Here is a 17,849-nt window from a genome sequence, read left to right as displayed (position 1 = left end):
AAGGAAAACCAGAAAACCGCATACCTTGAGGTAAAAGAATATTTTGCCTGTGAAGAACTCCTGAAAGAAGTTCAGGCAAAGGAGGGGCAGTATTTCAAGGACACCGAAGAAACGACCTACGATATCATCACAAGAGAATACATGATCACAAACGAAATCAAGTGGTTTGAAGGCAGGAAAGACTGGGAAAAACTGACATCCATAGGGTATGAAAGAAAAACGATTTCCAAAAAGGAGACTGGAGAAGAATCCATAGAGGAACGGTATTATCTGTGCAGTATCAAGCCGATCGCAGAATTGTTCGCAATTGTTGCGCATCGGCATTGGCATATCGAAAATGGGCTGCATTGGGTGCTCGATATCGTATTCAAAGAAGATAAACTGCGTTCCAAAGAGAAAAACGGGATACACAATCTTGGCTTGGTCAGAAGGTTTGTCATGTTCATTATAAAGTTGTTGAAAGTTTACTATCATAGGAGCATGAAGCGAATCCGTAACAAAATAGGCAGAAACCTGGAAACGGAGATTCCTGTGATTCTTGTTGTCCTGAAAGTATTATACGATAATGATATGTTGGATGCAATTGACGAACTGGCCAAATAAATGGGCAAATAAGTCCGCCTTACTGTTCGTGCGTTTATTCTGCGTACCGATCAGCCGGAATTGACAGCCTCTTTTTCATAAAAACTGCGCTTGCCCTCATCAGAGATCGTCAAAAGCTCGCAGTAATGGGACCAGGCCAATTTGCCAGACGGTGTCTGGCATTTTTCATACCAGATAGATCGCCCTCATATTTTGAAGATTGGAGCGCGAAAAGCCTTTTCCAAACTCCCTTGTCAGTTCTTTGGAAAGTTATTTTAAGGTCTGCTTTCCATACTCTGCGCGAAGCTGGCTTTGCTGCTCATACTCCACAATAATCCGGCCAATGTTCCAGTAGGTTGTAAGCAGCTCGGTGTTGACCTGTTGAGCGATATTGTTTCTTGCATTTTCCAGTAATTTTCTGATTTCCAAAATCATCGGATTGTTCGGTGATAATTGATAATTCTCCATACTCAGCTTGCTCCCTCCTTGCCTATGGACGATTATACCACGAAGCCGCAAAAAAATAAATGTCCGAAACAAAAGCCAGGTCTGTCAGTAAAAAAGAAAAAGTCGGAGAGAGAAGCGGCGAAGAACGCCGTTCCTCCCTCCGCAGATGGGGCAGATTGTCCGGTCAGGAGAGCTTGGAAAGCTGGGCCAGTATCTTCTGCACACCGTCCCAAAGCAGTTCCTGCCGCTGGGATATATCCTCCAGGTCAGCGTCATAAACCCGCCCGCACTGGTGAAAAAGATAGGCCGAACCACCTACATCGTGCGGATTCATTTCAGCGAGACCAGCACTGAGACCATGAGCGACAAGATCAAGCGTATGCTGAAAAATGAGATACGGCAGATGGGATAAAGCCATCATAAATGAGAAACCGGCAATCTGAAAACAGACCGCCGGTTTCTCCACTGTTAAAAGGTGTAAGGCTTATTCCACCATACCCTCACTTTCTAAAAACTGTGCAACAGTCATACATCTGGGATGTTCCATTTCAAGGCTTAGAAAGTCTTTGTCGCCAGTAAGTATAATATCCACATCAGACACAATGGCAGCATTCAGGATTGGCTGGTCCTTTGCGTCACGTATCAGTTATTCTGCATGGTTTACCGCCGGGATCAGCTCATAAGACATTTCCGCCAGCAGGACTTCCGCATCCGGAAGGAACTTAGGCGCTTTCCGCCCCAGAATATCCCGCAGCTCCGTGATATTGCGGTCACACAGGACCATCTCATGGTTATCGGCCACATGGAGCAGAGCCTGTGCCGGTCTCGACCGTGGGAAAACCAATGCGGAGAAAAGAATGTTTGTATCGACCAATATCCGCATTTTACCGTTCCTTTCCGTAACGAACTTCGTCTACAAGAGCCTGCACATCCTCTTCACTGGAAATACCCATAGCTTCAGCCGCGCCCGAAAAAGCAGACTGCGCTTTACGGATTGCCTGTGCAGAGGCATTGCTTAAGACCACCTCTCCGTCCTGCTTTTGGTAAAACAGAATCTTGTCGCCGGATTTCAGGCCGAGCAGACGGCGGATTTCCACCGGCACAGTAATCTGCCCATTCGCAGAGATTTTTGCTAAATTCATAAAAGCCGCCCTTTCTATTCTTGAAATCTAAAGAAAAATTGAAGTCCACTTTTATTATACCCATTCAAAGCGAAAAGTAAAGCCGTTCACATGGTAAAACATTAGTCAAATGTGAATTTTTTGTTACTATTCACAGTCAGATAAAAACTGTCAATCAGCTTCTTACAAGCTTCGCTTGACGAATCTGACTGCCATTTTTTATCCGACTGTGAATAGTAACAATTTTTTGTGAAATTGATTAAAAAGTCCTTGACGATTTGTCTCCGATCTTGACAATATATTTGTATTCATCCTTTACACAGTCGGCGCCGACACTTTTTGGTATTTATCAGAAATCGCTTCGGAAATCTTATTGCCGGATACGGTCACGGAGGAATTTCCCACCACTCCTTCTCCTTACACACAAGCGGAAACCCTCCCCACCTCATGTACTCCGCCAGGAGCTGGTCATAATCCTCTCTCCATGAAACTGACAAAACTCCTTAAAATTAAAGGGCAGGATCCGAAACGAGACTGTCCGTCCGCTCAAATGCGTCGCCAGTTCCCCGGAAAGCAGGCGGGAATTGGAGCCTGTGATAAAGATGCTGACATCATGGGTCGCCCGGAATGAGTTGACCACCAGCTCAAATTCATTTACATTTTGAATCTCATCAAAAAACAGGTAATGCTTTTCCTGCCGGATCAGCTCGACTCATAAAATGGCCTGATCTCTTTCAAATACAGTTCCCTTTTTACCATTTTCACCGCCTCCTCGTGTTATTGTCAATCCGTACCCGAAGGCATACCCAAGGGCATCCCGTTATAGCCATAATGGGATGCCCTTGGGTATACCTTATAAAATGAAAACCCTTACTCCAATACTTCGAGCACCGGATCCACAACCTCCTGTGTCAGCACATTGATGAATCCCACATCCGTGATCGCGTACACCGGAATCGCCGCAAGACAGATAAAGGAAAGGAACATAAACGGAATCGTGATCGGACAGCCCAGCTCGTGGATGATGCCGTTCAGCTTCCGTTTTTCCTCCGCCAGCTCTTCCCCGGACAGGTCGGAGAGCAGGCCGCAGACCGGATATTCCACCGCGCCCAGGATTTCCCCGTCCTTCACGACTGCCTGGCCGCCGCCGATCTCAATCAGATAATTCACGGCCTTCGCCATATCCTCAAAGTTGGTTCCCATAACGATCACATTGTGGTTGTCATGCCCCACGGAGGACGCGATGGCCCCAGCCTGGAGATGGAACCCTCCCATAAATGCTTTTCCTATATTTCCGTTGATCCCATACCGCTCCACCTGCGCAATGTAGAGCACATCCTGGGAAACGTCGCATTTTACTACGCCGTCTTCCACATCCAGCACTGCCTCCCGGCCCTGGGTGATAGGGATCCACGGAAGCGTATCCATCACCTGCGCCTTCACCTTTTTCGCCCCTTCCGGCGCATAGATCTTGAAGCTGTCCGGCGTGACGGGATTTTTCAAATGGGTCGTATTCAGCAGGCATGGCTTGTGTTCTGCCTTCGGGTAAGAAACCAGACACGTTCCATTGTCCACGATCTGTTTCCCTCCGGAAATGACGCTCAGCACTTCAAACGCCTCTGCTCCGGTGGTGATATTGAGATCCGCCCGTTTTCCCGGCGCCAGTCCGCCCACCTCGTCGTCCAGGTGGAACGCGCGGGCCGCGTTTAAGGAAACCATCTGGATCGCCGTCGCAAAATCGACTCCATTTTTCAGGGCCGCGCGCACCGCGTCATCCAGATGTCCCCGTTCTACCGCGTCTACGGTGTGAAGGTCATCTGTCACGATGCTGACCCGGGAGGTATCCAGCTTCTGTTCCAGGATCGGTTTCAGACAGTCCGCCATATTGCGGGCCGCAGAGCCTTCCCGGATCATCAAATGGCAGCCGTTTCGAAGCCGCGCAAGGGCATCCTCCCCGGATAAGGACTCATGGTCCGTAGTCACGCCTGCCGCCAGACAGGTGTTCAGCGCCGGTCCTTCCATATCCGGCAGATGGCCCTGGCATGTTTTTCCCGGCATCTGGTTCACATGGCCCATGGTCTCCATCAGATCCGGGAACCCATTCAGGATATAGGGGCCTACCACCTCCGAAATGCCGACCGCATCCTTCCTCTCCAGAGCCATTTTGATGATCTCCGGATCAAAATGCCCGCCGCTGGTCTCCAGGTTCGGCGCAAAGGGCACATGGGACGGAACCACAAAATAAATCTTCAGGTCCGTCGCTTCCGCTTCCTCCAGGACCGCCTCAATCCCTTCCAGGCCTGCCACCACCCCGATCTCGTGGAGGTCCGTCATGACCGCGGTGGTACCGTGCTTCAATACCAGCTCCGCAAAGGAGCGGATTGACAGGCTGGTGCTCTCCGGGTGAATATGTCCGTCTATAAATCCGGGTGTGATATAATTGCCGCCCGCATCGATCACCTTCGTGCCCTCGCCGATGGCATAATCCACGTCGCCGACCGCCGCGATCCGGTCTCCGCTGATGGCTACGCCGCCTTCATAAATTTCCTTCGTATATACATTGACCAGTTTCCCGTTTTTGACTACAATATCCGCCGGAGCCTGTCCGCCTGCTGTTGCCAATAATTTTTTATCCATTGTTTTTATTCTCCTTTTACCTGAATGCTTCCTTCTATGAAATATATTTATGTCCGATGAAATATACTCACGTCTGATGAAATACCACAGTTCAGATCCGTCACCGGGAAGCGCTCCGGCAGCACGATGCCTGCCCTCTTGTAAATCGCTTTGCTCCGCTCCTGTGCTTCTTTCAGGATTGCCTCCTCATCCAGTGTCTGAATCTTCCGCTCCTTCATCAGCCATTTTCCATCGCACATCGTACTCTCAATATTGGAGGAATGCATGGCCGTCACAAGCGCGGCGATGCGGTCATTGACCGGCATCATGGACGGGCCGTGGGGATTGATCACGATCAGATCCGCCTTCTTACCCGGCTCCAGGCTTCCGTAGACCTCCTCATCCAGCAGCGCCCGGGCTCCGTTTTTCGTCGCCATGCACAAAATGTCCTCTGAGGGCACCACGGTAGAATCCAGCCGCCATCCCTTATGGATCAGCGATGTGAGCCACATTTCATCCACCATGTCCATCCGGTTGCTGGAAGACGCGCCATCCGTGCCGATGGACACGCACACCTTCTTTCTCAGCATCTGCGGGATCTTCGCGAATCCCAGGACGCGCATGGCCGATGCCGGATTATGGGAAACTTTCACGTCATATTTCTTGAACAGATCGATCTCCTCGTTGGTCAACCAGACTGTGTGGACTGCCAGCAGGTTTTTGTCCAGCACGCCCAGCTTATGAAGATGCGTCACCGTCGGCTCGCCGTAAACCGCCTGGGTATACTCAATCTCGGACTTGGCCTCCGCCACATGCATATGCACGCCCACGCCGTACTTGTCCGCCAGCTCCTTCGTCTTTACGATCAGGGCATCCGTATTGTTGAATATGGTGCGCAGGCCAAACCACACCTGCACCCTTCCGTCCGCGGTATTATGGTATTTGTTCAGGTCGTCGATCTGCTGGTCCAGCTCCTCCTCCATGGTCCTCTGCCAGATCTCGGGGAGCCCTTCCCCACAGTCCATCACAGATTTTGCCAGCTTCGCGCGGAGCCCGGCCTCTGTCACCGCCTTTGCCATACCGCTGACGAACTGCCCGCCCGGCTCCGCGAAGCTGGTCACTCCGGCCCGGATCTGCTCCAGGCAGCACATCAGCGTGGATACATAGGAATCCTCCTCGGTCATATTGCTCTCGAAGGGCCACATCCGCTTGTGCAGCCAGGTCATAAAATCCACATCATCCCCGACGCCCCGGCTGATCTGCTGGGACGTATGTACATGCGTGTTCACAAACCCCGGAAGCAGGTACTTTCCGCACAGGTCGATGATCTCCGCGTCCCCGCGGACCTGCTGCTCATCCACGGTTCCTACGGCGCAGATCTGATTTCCTTCCACCAGCAGGCTCCCATGGGCATACACCTGGTTCGACGCATTCATCGTGAGAATATATCCATTCTTAAAGTAAATTTGTCTGGAATCTTCCAATGATGCCACCTCCTTTTCTCATAATTCTATTGTTCATTGTAACGAACAGTGTTCGATTTGTCAATCCATGTTACTGGTCGCTTCGAGACCAAAATATACCTTGCTCCGTTTCAAAATTGAATAAATTTCATTTTTCACTTCCAATTTTCCTCAAACCTTGGTATACTTGAGGTTAATTTGCGATAACTGTTCCATACGAAAATGTGCGTTTACCGCGCTGGTCTATATTCCGTTACAATCCAGGCTAAACATATGTCACTGCCGCGCAGTGCCGTATGAAAGCGCAACCATTATGCAGCAATCTGCCGCCGACACAATGATACCCGCCAATCCCATCCACACAGAATTTATCAGGAGGCCCCATACATGGATTTAAACAAAATCGGAAAAACCCTCAAGGAGCATCGTCTGGGACAGAATTTGTCAATCCGCGATCTGTCCAACATGTCAAATGTGGCGGCGAGTACCATCAGCCAGAATAAACTTCCCCGCAGCAAGCTACGGGGTATTAGCCTGGACCTCGCTTCGCTCGGCATTTTTGTAAAACGCAGCAAGCTGCGGGGAATCAGACCCGTGAGTGATTGAAACCGGCAAAACCTCCCCCAACCTGCTCACCTTAAAGTCCATATGCGACGCCCTCAACCTCCCGGTCTTTTCGCTGTTTCTGGAAGAGGATGACGAGCAGGTCCAGCTGGTGCGTCATATGGACCAGAAGTCATTTGTCCGCAATATGAGCAATGGGAAATCCCTGATCGAATCCCTGATCATCCAGGGAAAAAATGAGATGTACGCGGCAACCGTCACTGTGCCCTCCCATGCAGATTCCGGGGAGTACGCCCACCATGGCGGGGAAGAGTTCGTGTATGTGCTGTATGGGAGTGTGATATTTGATATGGAAAATAGAGGAACCTATGAGCTGAACGAACACGATACGCTGTATTACCCCAACTATATCGGCCACCGCTGGAGCAATATAACAGACGAGGAGGCGAAGATCCTGATGGTCTCCACCTCCCCGTATACGTTCTAACCTGGTTGAAGCTGACGACATTAGATATGATTGTCAGCTTTGTTCTAAATAAAGGGTTATACATTTTGCAAATATTACCGGCTTATCCAAAACACCCATTAGCCCCTTCATCTTTCACAGCCCGGCCGTCTCACAAGCTCCCTTTTTCACGCTCCGGCAAAAGCGCCGCCTTGGCCGCGTCAGCCGTGGCTTCCCTGACCATATCCTCATCCATCTGCGCAAGCGCTTCGCTCAGCAGCTCCCGCTCTCCTGTCAGCGTAAACCGGATTCCCTTCCCGGAGCCCGGCGTGCCGCCGTTTGGCGGTTTTTCCGAATCCTCCTGATCTCATTTCTGTTCCGGCACCGCAGCCCTGATCCGGGATTTACACACTATGGAACCCTTTCCCAATGATCTCACTTGTATTGGAAATCAATATGAACGCGGAAGGATCTTCTTTTTTAATAAAATTCCTCAGCAGCACGGCCTGATGCCGGTTCAGCGCGGTAAAGATGATATACTTCTGAGATCCGGTAAAGGCCCCCTGCCCGTCGCAGATCGTGGCGCTGCGGTTCAGCTCATGTACGATAAAATCACAGATTGGCTCCGGCCTGCTGCAGAATACGTTAAAATATTTGGACAGGTTCAGGCTTTCGATAAAGTTGTCCACCAGCACGGAGCGGAACGCCAGTCCCAGGCAGGAGTACAGTCCCACCTCCACGTCAAACACAAAGAATCCGGCTACCGTGATCGCCACATCGGACAGCATCAGCGCCCGGCCGATGTCGATGCTGGAATACTTTTTCAGGATCATGGCTACGATATCCGTGCCGCCGCTGGAAGCACCGATATTGAACAGCACTGCGGATCCAAAAGCAGGAAGCACGATCGCGAAAATCACCTCCAGCAAAGGTTCGTTCGTAAAAGGCTGATGCATGGGCCAGATCCTTTCAAACAAAGACAGCAGGACCGAAAGCAGTACGCTGCAGTAAGCGGTCTTCGCCACGAACTTTCGCCCCAGGATCAAGGCTCCCAGCACCAGCAGGATCATGTTTGCCGCAAAAGAAAAATCCGACGCGGAGATCAGCCCGGATTTTGCAACAAGGACAGCGAGACCCGTGATCCCGCCGAATGTAAAGTTATTGGTAAACTTAAAAAAATAAATCCCTACGGCCATGATCAGGGTGGCCGCTGTCATCATAAAGAAGCTGTGTATTTTCGTTTTCATTTGTTTTTTCCTCCGTATCGCATTGTAACGCCGCAGTCCCGGAAAGTCAACTATTTGTAGATAGTAACAACGATTTCAGGTATTGACTTTTAGAAATATCATATTTATAATAGTAATAATTACTAATATTATATTTTCATAGGAGGAAAAAAACATGGCAAACAATAAATATGCTGGAACACAGACGGAGAAAAACCTGGAGGCCGCGTTTGCAGGAGAGTCTCAGGCAAGGAACAAGTACACCTATTTTGCGTCCAAAGCGAAAAAGGAAGGCTTTGAACAGATCGCGGCTCTTTTCCTGAAAACAGCGGATAATGAAAAAGAGCATGCAAAAATGTGGTTCAAGGAGCTCAGCGGGCTCGGCGATACCGCCGAAAATCTTGCTCAGGCCGCAGACGGTGAGAATTACGAATGGACCGATATGTATGCAGGCTTTGCAGAGACCGCGGAGAAGGAGGGCTTCCCGGAGCTTGCGGAAAAGTTCCGTATGGTAGCCGCTATCGAGAAGCATCACGAAGAGCGTTACCGTGCCCTCCTGAAAAATGTAGAGATGCGGGAGGTCTTTAAAAAGAGCGAGATCAAGGTGTGGGAATGCCGGAACTGCGGACATATCCTCGTCGGAACGGACGCTCCCCAGGTATGTCCGGTCTGTGCGCATCCGCAGTCCTATTTTGAGGTCAATGCGGCGAATTACTGATTTTGCTCTAAAAAACGAACAAGGAGGATCCCTGCTCATGATCCATTACAGGGCTTTATCTGAACAGGAACTTTGCCGGGAGCTATTTCAGGATTTTATCCGGCATCAGACCGTCACAAAATGCTGGCGGAAAGAGAACAGCGGATGGGTGATCAAGGATGCGCCTTTTATTGATGATTGGACAGAAAGCGATTATGACTTCCTGATCTCCTGCCTGAAAAATACAGTATCTTCCGGCGGCTTTGTGTATGCGGCGTTCAGCGGCCGTTCCCTCAAGGGGTTTGCCTCCGTTGAAGCCGGCCTGTTCGGCAGCAGACACCAATATCTTGACCTGACAAGCCTTCATGTCTCAGAAGACCTGCGCGGTTCCGGAATCGGAACGGCACTCTTCTGCGCGGCAAAGGAATGGGCCAGGAAGCACGGGGCGGAAAAATTATACATTTCCGCCCACTCCGCCGTGGAAACACAGGCATTTTATCAAAGAATGGGATGCGTCGACACAAAAGAAATCCAGAACGAGCATACGGATGCAGAGCCCTTTGACCGTCAGCTGGAATGCCGGGTGTAGGTTGCTGTTCCGTCCGGCGGTTTCTTCCTGATTTCATGATTACTCGTCAAACGCCTTCCATTGTCCATACTTTGATAAACCTATGCGTAGTTACAGGTCACACCTTCACCAGGCGTGACATGTAACTATGCGTACTATTTTACCCTGGCCCGTAAGTTTTTTAATATTGTAAAACAATTTCAGAAGGTCTATAATAAATTGCATACTCTCAGCAAAGCGAGGTTTCTCCTATGGCATCTATTTTAATCGCAGAAGATGAAAAAAACATGCAGGATATCATTGCAGAATATATGAGAAAGGGCGGCCACACCTGCCTGACCGCGGATGACGGGGTGGACGCCATGATGCTGCTGAAAAGCACCCCCGCGGACCTTCTGATCCTGGATGTCATGATGCCCCACCTGGACGGCTTTTCGGTATGCCGGCTGGCCCGCGAGATGGGCAATGTGCCGGTGATCCTGCTGACCGCCAAAAGCAGCGAGGAGGATAAGCTGAAGGGCTACGAATACGGCGCGGACGATTATATGACAAAGCCGTTCAGCCCCAGAGTCCTGCTGGCAAAGGTCAACGCCCTGCTGCGCCGGACCTCCTCCGCTCCCCTGGGCACCCTCTGCGCCGGCAAGCTCGCCCTCCATCCCGCATCCCACAAGGTGTACGCGGACGGGCAGGAGGTCATGCTCACCCACAAGGAATACGAATTGCTCCATTTCTTCATGACCAACCCCGGCCAGCTCTTCAGCCGCGACCAGCTCCTGAACCGGATCTGGGGCTATGAATTCGAAGGAACCACCCGCACGGTGGATGCCCACATCAAAAATCTCCGCCAGAAGCTGGGCAGCGAAGGGAAATACATCGTCACCCTGATCCGCTCCGGCTACAAATTCGAGGTGCCCGTATGAATCTGAAAGAACTCTTTTCCCTCCGCACGGTCCGTAAAAAGATCATCATGACCTCCAAGCTGGCCGGCGCTGTACTGATCGCTTCTTACATATTTTCCATCCATGCATCCGCCGAGCCGGACGTATCCCTTCTGATCTGGCTCGCATTCGTGATTCCCCTGATCCTGGCAGTGGATTTTCTGATGGGGCGCTTTCTCTCCGATCCGGTCTCCCGGCTCAACGAAGCGGCCAGGCGTCTGGCAGATCTGGATTTTTCAGACCCCTGCCGGATCACCTCGGAGGATGAATTCGGGGAGCTCTCCGCCAGCCTCTGCCGAATGTCCGAAAACCTGCAGCAGACGCTGGCGCGCCTGGAAAGCGCAAATTCACAGCTGGAGGACTCCAATTTACAGCTGGAGGATACCAACGCACGCCTCGAAGACGCCAATTCACAGCTGGAGGATACCAACGCACGCCTCGAAGACGCCAATTTGCGACTGGAGGATACCAACGCGCGCCTCGAAGACGCCAATTCGCAGCTGGAGGATGCCAACGCGCGCCTCGCAGCCGATGTGGTAGAGAAGCAGCGCCTTCTTGCGGAGCGCAAGGATCTGACCGACAGCCTGTCCCATGAAATGAAAACGCCTGTGGGAGTCATCCGCGCGTATGCGGAAGGAATCCAGGACGAGACCGATGAGGCAATGCGGCAGCGGTACACCGACATCATCATTTCCGAGACCGAACGTATGAGCGACCTGATCACCACCCTGCTGGATCTGTCGGCGCTGGAAAGCGGCGCTTCTGAGCTTGTAATGGAAACCTTTGATTTTGTGGAACTGGTAGAAACCGCGGCCGGCCGCCTGCTGACCGACATTCCGGATGCGGATTTCCAGTTGGAGTATGAACTGCCGGAGGAGAAGATTTTTGTAAAGACCGACCGAAAACGCATGGAGCAGGTGCTGGACAATCTGATCCTGAACGCCCGGAAACATGTATGTCCTGGCGGCAGGCTGGAGCTGTCCCTGACCATGCGCGGGGAGCTCCTGCATTTCTCCGTCCTCAACGAGGGAAGCCCGATCCCGGAGGAAATACTGCCCAGGATCTGGACGAAGTTTTACCGCAATCCGGATGCCGAATATCACGGCTCCGGACTGGGGCTGTCCATTGTGGCACAGATTCTGTCCATGCAGGGCCTGGATTACGGGGTAAAAAATATGCCGGACGGAGTGATGTTCTACTTCTCCATACCCGGCACATACATTTCCTTCCTAGAACACCGCTCGTCGCTATGATCTCCCGGCCTGCGGCCTGCGGCTGATCCCCACCGCCGCCACCAACAATACCGGAAATACGATCGCGGCCAAGATCCCTTTTTTCAGGTCGTCCGAGGCCATGCTGGAAACATAGCCCACCAGCGTCGGGCCGCCCGAACAGCCCAGATCCCCCGCCAGCGCCAGCAGCGCAAACATGGCCGTCCCGCCGTTTCGGATCAGCGCGGCCGCCTTGCTGAAGCTCCCCGGCCACATGATCCCCACCGACAATCCACAGACCGCGCAGCCCACGAGGGACAGGAACGGGGAGGGTGAAAGGGAGATGCACAGGTACGACATCACGCAGAGGATCCCGCTCCCGGCCATGAACCGGTCCAGGTCGATCCTGTCTCCGAATTTTCCGTAGAAGGCCCTTGCGCTTCCCATCAGCACGGCAAATGCCATCGGGCCCGCAAGGTCTCCCACTGTCTTGCTCACGCCCAGCCCCCTCTCGGCAAAGGTAGACGCCCACTGGCTCACCGCCTGCTCGCTTGCGCCCGCGCACATCATCATGAGCATCATCACCCAGAACACTTTATTTCGGAAGAGCTCCGCCATCGTCATTCCGGTCTCCCCTTCTTCCACAAGCGGCGCGATTGGCGCCCTGGCAAAAATAAATGCATTCACAACGGGAACGATCACCCAGATCACGGTCAAAATCTTCCAGTTTCCAATCCCAAACACCCGGAAAAACAGAGTGGACAACAGTACGACCCCCACATGCCCCCAGCAGTAGAAGGAATGGAGCAGGCTCATCGCCTTTTCCTTATTGTCCGTGGGGCAGCTCTCCACGATGGGGCTGACCAGCACCTCCAAAAGCCCGCCCCCAAGGGCGTAGACCGTCACCGAGATCAGCAGCCCCGCATAAGCATTTGGCAGGATTTCCGGGAGTACGGCAAGACCCAGCAGCCCCGCCGCGGCGAAAATATGCGCCAGCATGATGGACACCCGGTATCCGATCCTGTCCACAAAGCCCGCAGACAGCAGGTCCACCATCAGCTGAACCCCGAAGTTAAATGTGATCAGTATGGTGATCCGGCTCAGCGGGATCTGATAAGTACTCTCGAAGGTCAAAAACAGCAGCGGGACAAAATTATTGATGATCGCCTGTACGATATATCCCACAAAGCATGCATAGATGGTCTTCTGGTATTTCTCATTCATGGGCAGCACTCCTTCGTATGATTTTCAAATTCATGTGTTTCTCCTGTCCAGAATCTGTCTGAGGATTCACAGTCTCTACATTATACCATTATTTCAACTAGATGCAATTCCATTTTCGCATATTTTACCCCCGCTTCACCTCCCCTTCACACGGATTTTACACCAGTCCCCTATACTTCCCTCAGATACAATCAATTCATGCGCAAAAGCAAATTCATTAGGAACTGTTCAGAAATAACTTGTGCAGATGGCGCAGCATATGAAGATTTAGACGAGCAATATGCACAAGTTATTTACAGACAGTTCCTTACAGCAAAGGAGGATGACAACATGTTTTTAGGATTGGAATGGTATTGGTGGCTGGTGATCCTGGCAGTTCTGGCTGTCCTGCTGCCGGTCAAGGTAAAATTCATGAAATGGTGGAGTCGGCGGACCGGGGAAAAGAAAAACAGCCGGCGCGGAAAATGGGGGGATGAGGAATGATCGAAGTAAAGAACCTGACCTTTTCCTATAGGAAAGACAAGCAAGCCCTCCACGGCCTGGATTTTTCGGTCGGAGAAGGCGAGATCTTCGGATTTCTGGGGCCCAACGGCTCCGGAAAGTCCACCACACAGAAGATCCTCACCGGAATCCTGAAGGGCTTCGGCGGCAAAGTCACCGTACACGGAAGGGATATCTCTGCCGTCCGGACCCGGGATTTTTTCCGGGAGATCGGTGTGCTCTTTGAGTTTCCCTATCTGTACGCCAATCTCAGCGCCCTCGATAACCTGAATTATTTTTCTTCCTTCTATCCCCCGGAGCAGATCCGGGATCCCGAGGAATTGCTGGAAATGCTGGAATTCAAACGGGATTTTCTGAAAAAACCCGTGTCCTCCTACTCCAAAGGGATGCGGCAGCGGGTGAGCATGGCCCGGGCGCTGATCAGCAGTCCGAAGCTTTTATTTCTGGATGAACCGATCAGCGGCCTGGATCCATCCGGCGCCGTGCTGTTCCGGAAGATCATTGAGGATGAGAGAAAGAAGGGTACCACGGTATTTCTCACCACTCACAATATGGTGGACGCGGACCTGCTGTGCGACCGGGTCGCATTTATTTCCAACGGGCAGATCGCCGCGCTGGATACCCCTAAAAATCTGAAGGAGCAGAACAGCACCCGCAGAGTCGTGGTGGAATATCTGCAGGCCTCCCGTCCCGGCCCAGAGTCTGAGGGAAAGGCCTGGGAGCCCTGCGCTGAAAAGCGGCTCACAAAAATCCTGGAGATCGGGGAACTGGAAGCCGGATTTTCCTTTCCCCATGGGGAGATCCTCAGCGTGCATTCCCAGGAACCCACCTTGGAGGATGTGTTCATCCGGTACACAGGAAGGGGGCTTGACTGATGAAGCTTACGTTTTTCACACTGCTGAAAAAGGATTTCCGGCTCATGCTGGCCGCCAGGTTTTTCCTGCTGGCCGCCGGCTCCCTGGCGCTCTACTCCTGCTATATCAATTTTGTGTACGTGAAGCTGGACGATGAAATGTTTCCGGTCTGCTGCTTTGACCCGGACGGTCGGCTGGAAGGTACGGCGGATCCTGTGATAAATGTAAATACAATCGAGGAGCTGACAGCTGCCTGCGGAGACGGACTCTCTGTCGGGATCGACCTTTCCGGGGAAACGCCCCGAATCCAGATGGTATCCTGCGGGATAGAAACCCTCGACAACCTGCGGGCAGCCTGCGCGGCATCGTATCTCACATCCTGCGAAATAAACTCCAAAGCGTCATGGGCATCATCCGCCGAATTGCGCTCCGGGGCATCATTGCCCACTGCGGATTCCGGCTCCTTCCCCCCTGCCGCCCGCATCGGCACGGATGACAGGGAGATGAAGGGCCGCCGGGAGATCACCGCCGAATTTTTGTTCTTTGAACTGGCGGCGGTGGGGTTTTTAGGGCTGGCAGCAATGCTGTTCAAGGAGAAGGACATGGGCGCCATCCGCATCCACGCCGTCCTCCCGGTGTCCGGAACTGCCTTCCTCCTGTCCAAGCTGGCGCTGATCCTGCTGGCAGACCTGGCATTTTCCGCACTGCTGACCCTGATCAATGTGGGATTCGTAGAAGGGCTGGCCGTGCTCCCCTCCGTCCTCCTCCAGGCCGGGATCCTCTCCCTGCTGATGGCCCTGGTGGGATTTTTCTGCGCCGTTGTACTGCCGGATTTCAAACAATTCTCACTGCTGTACCTGGTGCTGGCAGTATTTATCACGACCCCCGTATTCCTGGCGGGGCAGTTAGGGATCGAAGCAGGCTGGATCAAATTTCATCCCATGTACCATCTGTTTCTTGCCATGAAGCGCGCCTATTTTGAGATTCCAAATACCAGCTTGCTCTATTACGCCGCCTGTGGGGCCTCCATTTTCCTGCTGTTTCTGCTGGCCGGATGGGGACTGCGGCGCGAAATGGCGCGGGAAGGATAAGGATCCGTTCCATCTCCCCCGCGGCACGGGCATATATCAAAATGAACTCCCCCGCCGCAAGCGGCGGGAAATTAGACACTAAGAGATGAAAAAAGGAGGAATCACAAACCATGAACTGGAATGCCCTGAAATATCAATTAAAAGCCGTCCGCCGCGACAAGCTGTGCATCCTGACATTTTTGCTGCCCATCGCGGTGGGGCTGGCGCTGAATCTCCTGTCTGATCTGAACCTGTCCTCCGCAGCGGAGCCCTCCTTCGGCATCCTGCAGGATGACCTGGCCCCGGAAGCCGCCGCATGGCTCCAAAAGCACGGTGCCGTCACGGCATACGACACCCTGGGAAGCCTGGAAGCGGCCGTCAGGGAGCCTTCCACACAGACCATCGGAGTCCTGTCCGACGGCTCCGGCATCCGGGCCATCCGGGCCGGCGATGAAATGACGAGAACGGCGGTCACGGCGGACCTGCTCCCCAGGCTTTACGCGGACCGCGGCCTGATGGCCCGGTACGAGGTCACACGGCTGCCCTCCGCAGCGGACAGTGACATGATGAAGCACCTTCTGATCGTGATCACCATGGTCACGGCCATGTTCATGGGCTGCACCTTCAACGCCATGAATATCATCAGTGAGAAGGAGGACGGGATCCTCAGCATCAACCAGGTCCTGCCCCTGACGAAGGCCCGGTACACCCTGCAGAAGCTCACCGTCGGCTTCCTCGGCGGAACCATTTCCGCCGCCGTCACCGCCCTCATCTGCATGAGGCTTACCGCCGGGCAGCTCGTTCCTCTGCTGCTTCTGATCCTCCTGTCCGCATTTATCGCGGCTCTGAGCGGACTTTTTATCGCAGGCTTTTCCGAAAGCCTGATGGTGGGGATCATGTACATCAAGCTCGTCATGATCCTCTTCCTCGCCCCGCCCATCCTGTTCTACCTGCTCCTCCCGGCCGGCGGAGCCCTGCGCGCGCTGACCTATCTGCTGCCCTCCAGCGCCACCTTCTATGGACTGATGAAGCTCCTGAATGGAAGCGGCAGCCTGGGAAATGAGCTGGCAGTCCTGGCGGCGCACTGCGCGGTATGGTTCCTGCTGTACGCGTGTGTGTCGCTGGGACGCCGGAAAAGCCTGACATAACAAAGCAAGCGGATTGGTTCTGCTCCTCTGCCAGCGTCGCCGCCACGCCGGAACGGCCTCAAATGACGAAGCACGCGGATATCAAAATACGTCTTACGATATCCGCATGCCTCTCTTCTATATACTGTATTTCTCAATCAGGCACTGGTGTCTGGTATCCTTTTTTGAATAATTGATCCCCACCAAAAGGATCTCACCCGTATACCGCTCCAATGCCGCGGCATACTTCCTGTCCTTGATCTGGCTGATGGCCGCATCCGCTGACTTGTTCCATTTCAGCTCAACCAGCAATGCCGGCAGCTCCGGATATTCCTTCCGCGGCAGGAACACCAGATCTGCGAATCCCCGCCCTGCCGGCAGCTCCCTGACCGGCTTGAAATAATAGTTCATAGCTCCAAGGTACGCGATGCTCAGCACGCTGCTCAGGGAATTTTCATTATTATACTGGATATTCGAGGCATAACCCATGTGGATCTCCTCAATGATATCCGCTACGGCCGCGCAATCCATTTCCAGGGTCGCATCCAACAGTTCCTCCGACTTCATCCTTATTCCGGAAGGTCACCATATCATTTTGATAAGACGTCGTTTTTACCCTCACAGACTCGCCGGCCAGCATCGTGATCACAGCCGTTCTCAGCCCGTCAAAATCCATATTGATCAATGGCCGGATGGATTCAAAGGTTCCGGTCATGGACCAGTAGCTCCGGAACTCCCCCCACATCATACAGCCCAGAACTGCTTTTGGATTATATACATGCTCCTTTCCAAGGAGATAACCGTCATACCAGCGTTTCGTCTCTTCAAAATCCCTTCCGTACCGGCCGCACAGACTTTTTACCTCTTCTTCCGTAAATCCAATATATGGCGCAAATATTTTTGCGTCCAGCATGGTAAATTCATCAAAATCATTTAAGGCGGACTGTGTACGGATCTTCTTGATGGGCAAAATCCCTGTCAGATACGCGAGATGGATAAACTCCGTTGAATTTGCCCCTTTAAACAGTCCCCGCAATTCTTCGATCACATTTTTTTCAATATAGGAAACCGTTTTATCCCCGGATTTTACACTGGTGAGGCACCACTGCACATCAATGCGTATCACATCATATCGGTTCAAATGCCTCCGGAAGCTGTCATGCGCACTGATCTTCCTGCCCTGGAAGAAACCTTC

23 protein-coding genes and 1 pseudogene are annotated in these 17,849 nt (G+C 52.5%); 12 read left to right on the top strand and 12 right to left on the bottom strand.

Translation table 11 applies throughout. The features are described from left to right. Positions 1-603: ISAs1 family transposase (locus ACTOY7_RS11580; protein WP_482671190.1), on the top strand; the 603-nt coding region annotated here is incomplete at its 5' end. Between the two features lie 50 nt (positions 604-653). Here ACTOY7_RS11580 and ACTOY7_RS11575 read toward each other — a convergent pair. The 3 genes and pseudogenes from ACTOY7_RS11575 to ACTOY7_RS11565 form a co-directional block, all read right to left on the bottom strand. Beyond that, positions 654-743: a hypothetical protein gene (locus ACTOY7_RS11575; RefSeq protein ID WP_482671189.1), complete on the bottom strand. Its 90-nt coding sequence runs from the start codon at positions 741-743 to the stop codon at positions 654-656. Positions 744-852: 109 nt separating this feature from the next. Further along, positions 853-1,050, bottom strand: a complete 198-nt coding sequence (locus ACTOY7_RS11570) for a DUF1016 N-terminal domain-containing protein (protein ID WP_482671188.1) — start codon at positions 1,048-1,050, stop codon at positions 853-855. Between the two features lie 163 nt (positions 1,051-1,213). After that, positions 1,214-1,324 (bottom strand): annotated as a pseudogene (locus ACTOY7_RS11565) (plasmid mobilization relaxosome protein MobC); the annotation flags it as partial. Between ACTOY7_RS11565 and ACTOY7_RS11560 the strand changes: the two are divergent. Continuing rightward, entirely contained in the window at positions 1,277-1,441 is a 165-nt protein-coding gene (locus ACTOY7_RS11560; RefSeq protein WP_394683503.1) for a transposon-encoded TnpW family protein, read from the top strand. The pseudogene ACTOY7_RS11565 and the gene ACTOY7_RS11560 overlap by 48 nt on opposite strands. 234 nt (positions 1,442-1,675) lie before the next feature. Here ACTOY7_RS11560 and ACTOY7_RS11555 read toward each other — a convergent pair whose 3' ends face one another. The 5 genes from ACTOY7_RS11555 to ACTOY7_RS11535 form a co-directional block, all read right to left on the bottom strand. After that, the gene (locus ACTOY7_RS11555) at positions 1,676-1,912 is read right to left on the bottom strand and encodes a PIN domain-containing protein (RefSeq protein WP_482671187.1); all 237 of its coding nucleotides are present in this window, start codon (positions 1,910-1,912) and stop codon (positions 1,676-1,678) included. A 1-nt stretch (position 1,913) separates the two neighbouring features. Further along, complete coding sequence (locus ACTOY7_RS11550; protein WP_300886443.1) at positions 1,914-2,171, bottom strand: AbrB/MazE/SpoVT family DNA-binding domain-containing protein; 258 nt, start codon at positions 2,169-2,171, stop codon at positions 1,914-1,916. Positions 2,172-2,595: 424 nt separating this feature from the next. Further along, positions 2,596-2,793 (bottom strand): AAA family ATPase, encoded by a 198-nt coding sequence (locus ACTOY7_RS11545; RefSeq protein WP_482671194.1) that lies wholly within the window; start codon positions 2,791-2,793, stop codon positions 2,596-2,598. A gap of 227 nt (positions 2,794-3,020) precedes the next feature. After that, positions 3,021-4,787, bottom strand: a complete 1,767-nt coding sequence (locus tag ACTOY7_RS11540; RefSeq protein ID WP_482671186.1) for an adenine deaminase — start codon at positions 4,785-4,787, stop codon at positions 3,021-3,023. A gap of 47 nt (positions 4,788-4,834) precedes the next feature. Continuing rightward, positions 4,835-6,259, bottom strand: coding sequence for an amidohydrolase (locus ACTOY7_RS11535; protein ID WP_482671185.1), 1,425 nt, complete (start codon positions 6,257-6,259; stop codon positions 4,835-4,837). Positions 6,260-6,616: 357 nt separating this feature from the next. Here ACTOY7_RS11535 and ACTOY7_RS11530 point away from each other — a divergent pair, with 357 nt between their 5' ends. Both ACTOY7_RS11530 and ACTOY7_RS11525 read left to right on the top strand, forming a co-directional pair. Then, positions 6,617-6,835, top strand: a complete 219-nt coding sequence (locus ACTOY7_RS11530) for a hypothetical protein (protein ID WP_482671184.1) — start codon at positions 6,617-6,619, stop codon at positions 6,833-6,835. After that, positions 6,828-7,280 (top strand): cupin domain-containing protein, encoded by a 453-nt coding sequence (locus tag ACTOY7_RS11525; protein ID WP_482671183.1) that lies wholly within the window; start codon positions 6,828-6,830, stop codon positions 7,278-7,280. Before ACTOY7_RS11530 ends, ACTOY7_RS11525 begins: the two co-directional genes overlap by 8 nt. Before the next feature lie 362 nt (positions 7,281-7,642). Here the strand turns inward: ACTOY7_RS11525 and ACTOY7_RS11520 are convergent, their stop codons facing one another. Next, on the bottom strand, positions 7,643-8,485 hold the full coding sequence (locus ACTOY7_RS11520) for a YitT family protein (protein WP_160280890.1): 843 nt from the start codon (positions 8,483-8,485) through the stop codon (positions 7,643-7,645). A 154-nt stretch (positions 8,486-8,639) separates the two neighbouring features. Here ACTOY7_RS11520 and rbr point away from each other — a divergent pair, with 154 nt between their 5' ends. The 4 genes from rbr to ACTOY7_RS11500 all read left to right on the top strand — a co-directional run bounded on the left by rbr (position 8,640) and on the right by ACTOY7_RS11500 (position 11,920). Beyond that, complete coding sequence (gene rbr / locus ACTOY7_RS11515) at positions 8,640-9,182, top strand: rubrerythrin (RefSeq protein WP_482671182.1); 543 nt, start codon at positions 8,640-8,642, stop codon at positions 9,180-9,182. Positions 9,183-9,219: 37 nt separating this feature from the next. Further along, complete coding sequence (locus ACTOY7_RS11510; RefSeq protein WP_160280888.1) at positions 9,220-9,750, top strand: GNAT family N-acetyltransferase; 531 nt, start codon at positions 9,220-9,222, stop codon at positions 9,748-9,750. 230 nt (positions 9,751-9,980) lie between these two features. Continuing rightward, a complete protein-coding gene (locus ACTOY7_RS11505; RefSeq protein WP_300885419.1) occupies positions 9,981-10,649 on the top strand; it encodes a response regulator transcription factor in 669 nt (222 codons plus the stop codon). Continuing rightward, positions 10,646-11,920 (top strand): sensor histidine kinase, encoded by a 1,275-nt coding sequence (locus ACTOY7_RS11500; protein ID WP_482671181.1) that lies wholly within the window; start codon positions 10,646-10,648, stop codon positions 11,918-11,920. The genes ACTOY7_RS11505 and ACTOY7_RS11500 overlap by 4 nt, the downstream gene beginning before the upstream one ends. On the opposite strand, the gene ACTOY7_RS11495 is transcribed toward ACTOY7_RS11500, so the two are convergent. Next, complete coding sequence (locus ACTOY7_RS11495) at positions 11,915-13,102, bottom strand: MFS transporter (RefSeq protein ID WP_160280886.1); 1,188 nt, start codon at positions 13,100-13,102, stop codon at positions 11,915-11,917. The two genes, ACTOY7_RS11500 and ACTOY7_RS11495, sit on opposite strands and share 6 nt — an antisense overlap. A gap of 330 nt (positions 13,103-13,432) precedes the next feature. On the opposite strand from ACTOY7_RS11495, the gene ACTOY7_RS11490 reads away from it, so the two are divergent. The 4 genes from ACTOY7_RS11490 (at position 13,433) to ACTOY7_RS11475 (ending at position 16,675) form a co-directional block, all read left to right on the top strand. Further along, positions 13,433-13,585 (top strand): hypothetical protein, encoded by a 153-nt coding sequence (locus ACTOY7_RS11490; RefSeq protein ID WP_300885417.1) that lies wholly within the window; start codon positions 13,433-13,435, stop codon positions 13,583-13,585. Next, a complete protein-coding gene (locus tag ACTOY7_RS11485; protein WP_300885416.1) occupies positions 13,582-14,478 on the top strand; it encodes an ABC transporter ATP-binding protein in 897 nt (298 codons plus the stop codon). Before ACTOY7_RS11490 ends, ACTOY7_RS11485 begins: the two co-directional genes overlap by 4 nt. Continuing rightward, positions 14,478-15,548, top strand: a complete 1,071-nt coding sequence (locus tag ACTOY7_RS11480; RefSeq protein ID WP_160280884.1) for an ABC transporter permease — start codon at positions 14,478-14,480, stop codon at positions 15,546-15,548. The genes ACTOY7_RS11485 and ACTOY7_RS11480 overlap by 1 nt, the downstream gene beginning before the upstream one ends. A gap of 110 nt (positions 15,549-15,658) precedes the next feature. Next, positions 15,659-16,675, top strand: coding sequence for an ABC transporter permease (locus ACTOY7_RS11475; RefSeq protein ID WP_482671180.1), 1,017 nt, complete (start codon positions 15,659-15,661; stop codon positions 16,673-16,675). 117 nt (positions 16,676-16,792) lie between these two features. Here the strand turns inward: ACTOY7_RS11475 and ACTOY7_RS11470 are convergent, their stop codons facing one another. Continuing rightward, positions 16,793-17,203, bottom strand: a complete 411-nt coding sequence (locus tag ACTOY7_RS11470; protein WP_482671179.1) for a PD-(D/E)XK nuclease domain-containing protein — start codon at positions 17,201-17,203, stop codon at positions 16,793-16,795. After that, entirely contained in the window at positions 17,154-17,795 is a 642-nt protein-coding gene (locus ACTOY7_RS11465; RefSeq protein WP_330690673.1) for a P-loop NTPase family protein, read from the bottom strand. The genes ACTOY7_RS11470 and ACTOY7_RS11465 overlap by 50 nt, the downstream gene beginning before the upstream one ends. Positions 17,796-17,849: the final 54 nt, after the last annotated feature.

This window comes from Schaedlerella sp. (assembly GCF_056796775.1).
The sequence above is the reverse complement of the archived record's forward strand: the minus strand, read 5'-3'. Positions and strand labels throughout refer to the sequence as shown.

What these genes read in the sequence shown, in the direction of transcription:
- ACTOY7_RS11570 (WP_482671188.1), bottom strand. Translation starts at nt 1,050, where the DNA reads ATGGAGAATTATCAATTATCACCGAACAATCCGATGATTTTGGAAATC.
- ACTOY7_RS11555 (WP_482671187.1), bottom strand. Translation starts at nt 1,912, where the DNA reads ATGCGGATATTGGTCGATACAAACATTCTTTTCTCCGCATTGGTTTTC.
- ACTOY7_RS11550 (WP_300886443.1), bottom strand. Translation starts at nt 2,171, where the DNA reads ATGAATTTAGCAAAAATCTCTGCGAATGGGCAGATTACTGTGCCGGTG.
- ACTOY7_RS11540 (WP_482671186.1), bottom strand. Translation starts at nt 4,787, where the DNA reads ATGGATAAAAAATTATTGGCAACAGCAGGCGGACAGGCTCCGGCGGAT.
- ACTOY7_RS11530 (WP_482671184.1), top strand. Translation starts at nt 6,617, where the DNA reads ATGGATTTAAACAAAATCGGAAAAACCCTCAAGGAGCATCGTCTGGGA.
- ACTOY7_RS11520 (WP_160280890.1), bottom strand. Translation starts at nt 8,485, where the DNA reads ATGAAAACGAAAATACACAGCTTCTTTATGATGACAGCGGCCACCCTG.
- rbr (WP_482671182.1), top strand. Translation starts at nt 8,640, where the DNA reads ATGGCAAACAATAAATATGCTGGAACACAGACGGAGAAAAACCTGGAG.
- ACTOY7_RS11510 (WP_160280888.1), top strand. Translation starts at nt 9,220, where the DNA reads ATGATCCATTACAGGGCTTTATCTGAACAGGAACTTTGCCGGGAGCTA.
- ACTOY7_RS11505 (WP_300885419.1), top strand. Translation starts at nt 9,981, where the DNA reads ATGGCATCTATTTTAATCGCAGAAGATGAAAAAAACATGCAGGATATC.
- ACTOY7_RS11500 (WP_482671181.1), top strand. Translation starts at nt 10,646, where the DNA reads ATGAATCTGAAAGAACTCTTTTCCCTCCGCACGGTCCGTAAAAAGATC.
- ACTOY7_RS11495 (WP_160280886.1), bottom strand. Translation starts at nt 13,102, where the DNA reads ATGAATGAGAAATACCAGAAGACCATCTATGCATGCTTTGTGGGATAT.
- ACTOY7_RS11490 (WP_300885417.1), top strand. Translation starts at nt 13,433, where the DNA reads ATGTTTTTAGGATTGGAATGGTATTGGTGGCTGGTGATCCTGGCAGTT.
- ACTOY7_RS11485 (WP_300885416.1), top strand. Translation starts at nt 13,582, where the DNA reads ATGATCGAAGTAAAGAACCTGACCTTTTCCTATAGGAAAGACAAGCAA.
- ACTOY7_RS11480 (WP_160280884.1), top strand. Translation starts at nt 14,478, where the DNA reads ATGAAGCTTACGTTTTTCACACTGCTGAAAAAGGATTTCCGGCTCATG.
- ACTOY7_RS11475 (WP_482671180.1), top strand. Translation starts at nt 15,659, where the DNA reads ATGAACTGGAATGCCCTGAAATATCAATTAAAAGCCGTCCGCCGCGAC.